The sequence below is a fragment of the Romboutsia sp. genome (assembly GCF_051659545.1).
In the GTDB taxonomy this organism is placed as follows: domain Bacteria; phylum Bacillota; class Clostridia; order Peptostreptococcales; family Peptostreptococcaceae; genus JBOFOR01.
In genome coordinates, this window is sequence record NZ_JBOFOR010000145.1 from 1 (window position 1) to 7,393 (window position 7,393).

The following is a 7,393-nucleotide window of genomic DNA, read 5'->3' on the forward strand; positions in this document are numbered from 1 at the left end:
TAGATGGTCTGATTTAGGAAGGGCTAATGACATAGCCCCTATGGTGAGGTCATACTTCGATACTAGAAATAGACTTCGATTTAATCACTTGCTAATCTCAATGAATCCCCTAGCTTTAGCTATGGGCGAGAATGTCAAGACAAGAGTGTAAATGATTTTATAAGTGATTGTTATGAGTTTGATATGATAGATAAAAAGTGCTTTGCGAATTTAAATGAGTATTTGTACAATGGTACAGAGTTACATCTTGTGTTGGAAACTGCAGATATATCTTTGATTAAGTGTATTATGACTTATTATATAATAGGTGATAATTTGTGTATTGGAATGTTATCAAAAGCCCTTGATTATAAAATCTTTTATATTGCTTTGAATAGGCTACTAGAAATAAAAATGGAAAAAGGGTCATTAATAGAGAACTAAGGTAAAGTTTTTATTAAAATGAATCTTGTTTAATGTTATAATTATTATTAGTTAAGTTAAGAATTAAAACGAGAATGGTTTTAATTATGCGGAGGTGAAATCAATGGCTGTATATTTAAATACAAATAAATGTTTCGAAAACTATGCGGAACTTTTTAAAGAAAAATACTTTGTAGATAAGTCAGAAATAATAACTTTGCTCAATGAAAAAATATCAACTAAGAGTAAATATGTTTGTATAACAAGACCAAGAAGATTCGGAAAATCCTCAGTTGCTGATATGCTAGGAGCATATTATTCTAAGGCAGTTGATGCAAAAGAAATTTTTGATACTTTAAAAGTAAGTAAAACAGATAACTATGATGAGAATTTAAATAAATATAACGTAATAAATATAAGTTTTAATACAATTCCAGATAAAAATAAAACATATGATGAATATATAGGGTTGGTACAAAGTGGAATAATAGATGATATTAAAAGTATGTACCCTACTTTAGATATTAAAGATTATTATACTATTAGCCATATGTTAGCTGCTACAAATGAAAAGTTCATATTCATCTTTGATGAATGGGATTATATTTTCAGCAATAATCTTTTTACTGAAAATCAAAATGAATATTTAGAGTTTTTAAGAAATCTATTAAAGGACCAGCCTTATGTAGCTTTAGCTTATATGACAGGAGTTCTACCAATAAAAAAATACTCAAGTGGTTCAGCTCTTAATATGTTTGACGAATACACAATGTTAAATGATATGATGTATGGATATTATTTTGGATTTACAGAAGAAGAAGTTATAGAACTATGTAAAAGACAAGATGCTATTTCTTTTGAGCATATAAGTAATTGGTATAATGGATATATTACAGAAGAAGGAACAAGAATCTATAATCCACGCTCTGTTGTAAAAGCACTTCAAAATAGAAAGTGTACAAGCTATTGGACAAACACTGGAGCTATGGACGAGGTAGAAGAATATCTGAAATATAACACTTTAGAAATTCGTGATGATGTTATACAAATGGTTTCAGGAGAAGAAATAGATATAACAATAAAAGAAGAGTTTAGAGCAGGTCAAGATGTACCTAAAACTAAAAAAGAAATTTATTCAGCTATGATAATTTTAGGTTTTTTATCATACTATGATGGCTATCTAAAAATACCTAATAAGGAATTGCTGCAAGAGTTTGAAAAAGCATTAGCAGATGAGTCTTTTGGATATGTTTCTGAAATAATAGAAAACTCAAGAAAAATGCTAAAAGCTACAGTTAACGGAGATACCAAAGTAGTGGAAGAAATACTACATGATATTCACAACTCTGAAATACCTATACTTAAATACAGTGATGAAAATAGTTTATCCTGTGTATTAACACTTGCCTACCTATCTGCAAGAGACACTTATAGGGTAGAGCGTGAAGAAAAAAGCGGTAAAGGATATACAGATTTTTCATTCCATCCAAGAAGAAAAAATGATATTCCTTTTATAGTAGAGCTTAAAAAGGATGACACTCCAGAAAATGCAATAAAGCAAATAAGAGAAAAAGAATATGTTTCGAAATTTAGAAATGAATTTAAGGATAAAAAAGTACTAGCAGTAGCTATTTGCTATAATTCAAATACTAAAGAGCATAGCTGTATAATAGAAGAAATCTAAGAAAATACAAGAATCTAAGTAAATTAACTGCTTAGATTCTTTTTTACGTTGTAAATCAACTTATTGTAAAAATAAAATAATCTATTGACAAAGTTAATGAAAACCATTATCATATAATTGAGTAAATGATAATCAGAATCAAATAAAAAGAAATATCGAAATTATAACTACCTAAAATAAAGGAGATGAAAACATGAAATTATCGCAAGTAGATAAAGGCATTACATATATAATAAAAACATTAAATGGAAATGAAGAAATAAACTCATTCTTATTCACACTAGGGTGCTTTGAAGGTGAAAAAATAAGTGTAATAAAAAAAACCTACTCAAACTTAATAGTTAACATAAAAGGGGTAAGATACGGAATAGACAACAAACTAGCAGACACAATAGAAGTAACTAAATAGGAGGAAATAAAATTGAAAATAGCATTAATAGGGAACCCAAACAGTGGGAAAACCACATTATATAACGAACTTACAGGAAAACAAGAACAAGTAGGTAATTGGGCTGGCGTTACAGTAAACATAAAAAAATCAAACTTAAAACAAAGCTTAGGAAAAGACATACAACTAATAGATTTACCGGGAGCATACTCAATAAAACCATACACAGACGAAGAAAGTGTAACCACAGAATTTATAAAAAATACTAACCCAGATGTAATAATAAATGTAGTAGATTCTAACAACTTAGAAAGAAGTTTATTCTTCACAACACAAATTTTAGAATTAAATATTCCAGTAGTCATAGCACTTAACAAAGTAGACATTGCTAAAAATCTACAAAACATAGATTTAATACAATTACAACAAAACCTAAAATGTAGCATAGTAAAAATATCTGCATCTAAAAGAATGGGACTAAAAGAACTTATAGAAGAAGCTAAAATAGTTTCAACACAAAATAAACAAGAAAATGTATTTGAAGACTTACAATATATAAAAGATGCAAAACAAAGAGATATAGCTAGATTTAAAGAAGTAGATAAAGTGTTAGCTGACTCACAAATAAATAAAATTGACCTAAACAAAGAAAACTTACAAGACAAAATAGACAAAGTTGTTACAAACCCAATTGTAGGAATATCATTATTTGTACTTATAATGAGCCAAATATTCAACTTAGCTATAAACACATTAGGACCTTTAGTAGCGGATAGTCTAGTAGGAATAATTGAAACTTTCCAAGGGCAACTAGCTATGATTCTTGAAAATGCAGGAGTTAATGAGTTTTTAAATTCATTACTAACAGATGGTATCATAGGAGGGGTAGGAGCAGTTGTAGGATTTGTACCACTAGTTATGATATTAATGTTCTTATTAGCATTAGTAGAAGATAGCGGATTTATGGCTCGTATAGCATTAATATTTGATCCGTTATTTAGAAAAATAGGGTTATCAGGAAAATCAATAATACCTATGATAGTAGGATACGGATGTGCTATACCAGGAATAATGGCAACAAGAACTATAAAAGATGAAAAACAAAAAAGACTAACAGCATTACTTACACCATTTGTACCATGTGGTGCTAAGGTACCAATAATAGCATTATTTGCAACAGCATTTTTCCCAGATAACGGACTTATATTCCCACTAACTTACTTAGTAGCATTTATAGTTATAATAGGAGTTGGATTTACTTTAAAGGCAGTACTAGGAGCAAAAACAACAGAAAGTTACTTTATAATAGAACTACCAAACTATCGTTTCCCTAGCTTAAAAAGAGGCTTTGAGAAAATGATAGACACAGGTAAGGATTTTATGAAAAAAGCAGGTACTATAATTCTTGTATGTAATACTATAGTATTTATGATGTCATCATTCAACCTTAGCTTACAACCAGTAGGGGATAATATAAATACTTCAATACTAGCAATAATAGCTACACCATTTGCATTTTTACTTATACCAATAGGAATAGGTACATGGCAATTAGCAGCTGCAGCTATAACAGGATTTATAGCAAAAGAAGAAGTTGTAGGAACTTTAGCAATAGTTTATGCAATGGGAGGAGCTATAAATGCAGATTTTGAATTAGTAAATCAATCATTAGTACAAGATACAATGGGAATAACGCCAGTAGTAGCACTAGCATTTATGTTCTTTAATTTATTCACTCCACCATGTTTTGCAGCAATAGGAGCGATGAGATCAGAAATGAAATCTAAGAAGTTCTTTAGAAATTCAGTAATGCTTCAATTTGCAGTAGGATATATAGTGGCTATGGTTGTTTACCAAGTAGGGACTTTGATGGTTTATAAAACTTTAGGTGAAGGATTTGTAGCGTCACTTGTTATATTAGCAGCTAGTGTAGTATTTGTAATTAATAAGATAAAATCAAACAAAGAAGAAGTTGAAAAACCAAGAGCGGAAATATCATTGCAGTACTAAGGGGGTGCCTTAAATGGCAGATATGATAGTGGTGCTTGTTATAGTGGCTATAGTATATTTTGCATCAAAGCCAATAATAGAGCACAGGAAACAAATGAAAAAAGGTAATATTGGATGTATAGGATGCTCGCAGGCATCGAAGTGTACTTCTAATAGCTGTAATATAGAATAAAGCCCAGATAAAACTGGGCTTTTTGTGCGTCAACTGAGCTATAAAACCAGTTGATTGCTTTCTTAATTATTTCATATGGTAACAACTGGCACACCTCGTGTCCCAGAATTTCCCCTGGGGGCGCAGAACTTGACATTTAGTATCAAGTTCTTACTAATAGTGTGAGAGGATGCTAAATAAAATAATTATTTAGCTCATACTTGATTGTTTAAATATGATAGTAGAAACTGAGCCACTTAGTGTCTTTGAATTTACAACGGGGTTGCGACACTGACGAGTTTTGTGACGTTTAATTTAACAAGGAGTATTAAATATATAGAATACTAAAATAATTAAAAGGCTAATAAAATAAAAGGTATTACTATAACAAAAATTGATTATTAAGTAAAAAAATGGTAAAAATATAAATTAAAAAGAGGTATATATATGAAATTAACAGGAACATTAATAAACTATTATTTTCATTGCAAGAGACAATGCTGGTTATTGGGAAATAGAATAAACTTAGAAGATAACAGTGAAGATGTTAGAATAGGCCGAGTATTACATGAGATAAGAGCAGATGGAGACAAAAATAGAGAGTTAGCTATAGGCAATATCAAAATAGATAAGTTAACCAAAGAATATCTAGTAGAAATTAAAAAGTCAGATGCAGATGTAGAAGCACCAAAGTGGCAAGTTCTTCTGTATTTAAAGACTTTAAAAGAAAAGGGAATTGACAGAAAAGGAAAGATAGAATTCATAGAAAAAAATAAAACTGACAAAAAAATAATTATAGTAGAGTTAAATGAAGAAGCAGAAAATGAACTAAGTAATATAGAAATAAAAATAAATAATATTATAAATAATAGCATAGCTCCAATACCTGATTTAAAAAAAGGTTGTAGAAAGTGTGCATATTATGAATACTGTTTTATATAGATAGGAGGATATAAATTGGGAAAAACAAAATATATTAGCTCTATGGGAGAGCTAAGTAGAAAAGATAACTCTATATGTTTTAGAAAAGATGGAAAAAATGTATATATACCAGTAGAAAATACGACTGAAATATATTGCTTAAATGAAGTCGCATTAAATTCAAAGTTACTTGATTTTTTATCAAAATCTAACATAGTTGTACATTTCTTTAACTACTATGGAGGATATAGTGGAACTTTTTACCCTAAAGAGTATTTAGTAAGTGGAAAAGTAACTATAAAACAAGCTAGATTATTTGAAGAAAATAGAGAAATAGTAGCAAAAAGCATTGTAAATGGAATAAGAGAAAATATGATAGAAGTATTAACGCATTATTATAAACATGGGAAATCAGAAATAAAACCAATATTATCACATCTTAAAAAAGACTCTGTGGAAAAATTAGATAAAGCGACTAATATAAAAACAATACTTTCAGTAGAAGGAGATATATGGCAAACATTCTACTCATCATTTAATCATATCTTGAGAGAAGATTTTACATTCAACAAAAGAGTTAAGAGACCACCAGACAATCCATTAAATGCAATGATATCTTTTGGAAATAGCATATTATATACTAAAACTGTTACAGCTATATATAATACTCATCTAAATCAAAGTATTAGCTTTTTACATGAACCAAGTGAAGGTAGATTTTCTTTAAGTTTAGATTTAAGTGAAGTATTTAAGCCTGTGATTGTTTACAAAACAATATTTGAACTAGTTAATAATAGAAAAATAAATGTTAACAAGCATTTTGAAAAAAATGTAAATTACTGTATGCTCAACGAAGAAGGTAGAAGAATTTATATAGAGGCATTAGAAGAAAGATTAGAATCAGTTAGAGAACACAATAAGCTCAAAAGAAAAGTAAGTATGAAAACCTGTATCAAATTAGATGGATATAAACTTTTAAAATTAATAATGGAAGGAAAGGAATTTAAACCTTATAGTTTAAAGGATGGTATGTAAATGGCTAATAAAAACAGCAAAATTAATTATAATTATGCTTTTGTATTTTATGATATAGGAGAAAAAAGAGTAAATAAGGTATTTAAAATATGTAAGAAGTATCTAACTCATTTTCAAAAATCAGTTTTTAGGGGAGAGATAACACCATCGAATATAATAAGTTTAAAAAAAGAATTAAACAAAATTATAGATGAGGATGAGGACTTTATTTGCATTATAAAAATGTTAAATGGAAGTGTATTTGGAGAAGATATTATTGGAAAATGCAGTAGCAATGGTGAGGATTTAATAATATAAAATTAAAAAACTACAAAAATGACTATTTGTAAAGGATTTTTATCATAAGATGTCGTATTTATTTTATATGATAATAATTTGAGAAGGAGATATTCAACTTGAAAAACACAATAGAATTACAGGTGAAAGTATTTTTACTTAAAGATATAAAATTAGAAGATACATTAGAGCAAATTTGTAAATTGATAGATAAATTACTTGTAAAAAATAATGATTATAGTAGTTTTCACAATGAAAATAAATTTAAAAACTATTCATTTAATATGCTATACCCATTAGAAGAAAATAGAATATATAAAAAAGAAAATATATATACATTTATGCTAAGAACAATAGATACTAATTTAGTAGATTACTTTATGAAAGAATTAGTTAATCAACATACTGATGAAATTAAAGTTTTAACTATAAACAAAAAAGTAATACCTATAAAACATATAGAAAGCATACATGCTATAACACCTATAGTTGCTAAATTTGAAAATGGATATTGGAAACAACATTC

Annotated in this window: 8 protein-coding genes and 1 pseudogene; all 9 read left to right on the plus strand. The window is 28.2% G+C overall.

Annotated elements, in window-relative coordinates; all coding sequences use genetic code 11:
• Positions 1–183: 183 nt before the first annotated feature.
• The gene (locus ACRC03_RS08270) at positions 184–423 is read left to right on the plus strand and encodes a hypothetical protein (protein ID WP_438652091.1); all 240 of its coding nucleotides are present in this window, start codon (positions 184–186) and stop codon (positions 421–423) included.
• 103 nt (positions 424–526) lie between these two features.
• Complete coding sequence (locus ACRC03_RS08275) at positions 527–2,086, plus strand: AAA family ATPase (RefSeq protein WP_438652092.1); 1,560 nt, start codon at positions 527–529, stop codon at positions 2,084–2,086.
• Between the two features lie 193 nt (positions 2,087–2,279).
• The gene (locus tag ACRC03_RS08280; RefSeq protein ID WP_438652093.1) at positions 2,280–2,495 is read left to right on the plus strand and encodes a FeoA family protein; all 216 of its coding nucleotides are present in this window, start codon (positions 2,280–2,282) and stop codon (positions 2,493–2,495) included.
• 12 nt (positions 2,496–2,507) lie between these two features.
• Positions 2,508–4,484 (plus strand): ferrous iron transporter B, encoded by a 1,977-nt coding sequence (gene feoB, locus ACRC03_RS08285; RefSeq protein ID WP_438652094.1) that lies wholly within the window; start codon positions 2,508–2,510, stop codon positions 4,482–4,484.
• A 13-nt stretch (positions 4,485–4,497) separates the two neighbouring features.
• Positions 4,498–4,656 carry a FeoB-associated Cys-rich membrane protein gene (locus ACRC03_RS08290; RefSeq protein WP_438652095.1) on the plus strand — a complete coding sequence of 53 codons (159 nt, stop codon included), beginning with the start codon at positions 4,498–4,500 and terminating at the stop codon, positions 4,654–4,656.
• A gap of 426 nt (positions 4,657–5,082) precedes the next feature.
• Complete coding sequence (locus ACRC03_RS08295; protein WP_438652096.1) at positions 5,083–5,577, plus strand: CRISPR-associated protein Cas4; 495 nt, start codon at positions 5,083–5,085, stop codon at positions 5,575–5,577.
• A gap of 15 nt (positions 5,578–5,592) precedes the next feature.
• On the plus strand, positions 5,593–6,591 hold the full coding sequence (gene cas1b, locus ACRC03_RS08300) for a type I-B CRISPR-associated endonuclease Cas1b (RefSeq protein ID WP_438652097.1): 999 nt from the start codon (positions 5,593–5,595) through the stop codon (positions 6,589–6,591).
• Positions 6,592–6,888, plus strand: coding sequence for a CRISPR-associated endonuclease Cas2 (cas2, locus tag ACRC03_RS08305; protein ID WP_438652098.1), 297 nt, complete (start codon positions 6,592–6,594; stop codon positions 6,886–6,888).
• A gap of 98 nt (positions 6,889–6,986) precedes the next feature.
• Positions 6,987–7,393 (plus strand): annotated as a pseudogene (locus tag ACRC03_RS08310) (CRISPR-associated endoribonuclease Cas6); the annotation flags it as partial.

Bases quoted from the DNA above. Each gene is read 5' to 3' on its own strand.
- cas2 (WP_438652098.1), top strand. From the start codon at position 6,592: ATGGCTAATAAAAACAGCAAAATTAATTATAATTATGCTTTTGTATTT.
- ACRC03_RS08290 (WP_438652095.1), top strand. From the start codon at position 4,498: ATGGCAGATATGATAGTGGTGCTTGTTATAGTGGCTATAGTATATTTT.
- ACRC03_RS08280 (WP_438652093.1), top strand. From the start codon at position 2,280: ATGAAATTATCGCAAGTAGATAAAGGCATTACATATATAATAAAAACA.
- ACRC03_RS08270 (WP_438652091.1), top strand. From the start codon at position 184: ATGATAGATAAAAAGTGCTTTGCGAATTTAAATGAGTATTTGTACAAT.
- ACRC03_RS08275 (WP_438652092.1), top strand. From the start codon at position 527: ATGGCTGTATATTTAAATACAAATAAATGTTTCGAAAACTATGCGGAA.
- ACRC03_RS08295 (WP_438652096.1), top strand. From the start codon at position 5,083: ATGAAATTAACAGGAACATTAATAAACTATTATTTTCATTGCAAGAGA.